The sequence below is a fragment of the Paraburkholderia sp. NMBU_R16 genome (assembly GCF_013282575.1).
Classification (GTDB): Bacteria; Pseudomonadota; Gammaproteobacteria; order Burkholderiales; family Burkholderiaceae; genus Trinickia.
In genome coordinates, this window is the sequence record NZ_JAAAYE010000248.1 from 1 (window position 1) to 693 (window position 693).

Below are 693 nucleotides of genomic sequence, written 5' to 3' on the forward strand. Positions count from 1 at the left end.
GTAAGCGTGTCGCCGGTACCGTCTCGACGGTGTGAATGAATGTTGCCAGAGTAGGCCCCACCACACGAGTAGCGGGGACCACAGTGTCAACAGAAGCACCGAAGAGAACTTCACGCAAAGGCATTCCGAATCACCCCATCGAGTTTCGACGGCGACTGGCGACGCTGGCTTGCGAGCCAGGCGTATCGGTGGCGCGCCTGGCGATGGAACACGGGGTGAACACGAACTTGTTATTCAAATGGCGTCGAGCGTTGCGTGCCGGTGAATACGATCCGGTGGGATTGTTGCCCGTAACGGTGGAAGCACCGGCGCCACAGTTTGAGCGGGCGGCTGCGTCCGCCACGCCGACGCCTGCCATCGGCGCCGCCGCGGTGGGCACCATCGAAATCAACGTCGGCAACACTCGCGTTCGAATCGAAGGCTCGCCCAACGAGGCCACGTTACGGCTGGTGCTGTGCATGTTGCACAACACATCGGAATCGGCAGCATGATCGGGCTGCCCAGCCGCACAAAGGTCTGGCTGGCCGCGGGTGTGACCGACATGCGCTCGGGCTTCAACAGCTTGGCAGCGAAGGTCCAGACCGTATTGGAACGCGATCCCTTCAGCGGCCACGTGTTCGTGTTCCGAGGCAAACGCGGCGATCTGGTCAAAGTGCTGTGGTGGAGCGGCGACGGCATGTGTCTTCTGATGAA

General features: G+C 61.6%; 2 protein-coding genes. Both read left to right on the top strand.

Features of this window, described 5'->3' with window-relative positions; translation table 11 throughout:
• Positions 1-35 precede the first annotated feature (35 nt).
• Complete coding sequence (locus tag GWC77_RS30155) at positions 36-491, top strand: transposase (protein WP_173262860.1); 456 nt, start codon at positions 36-38, stop codon at positions 489-491.
• A partial coding sequence (tnpB, locus tag GWC77_RS28115) for an IS66 family insertion sequence element accessory protein TnpB (protein ID WP_173262863.1) occupies positions 488-693 on the top strand: 206 nt, incomplete at its 3' end. The genes GWC77_RS30155 and tnpB, both read left to right, overlap by 4 nt.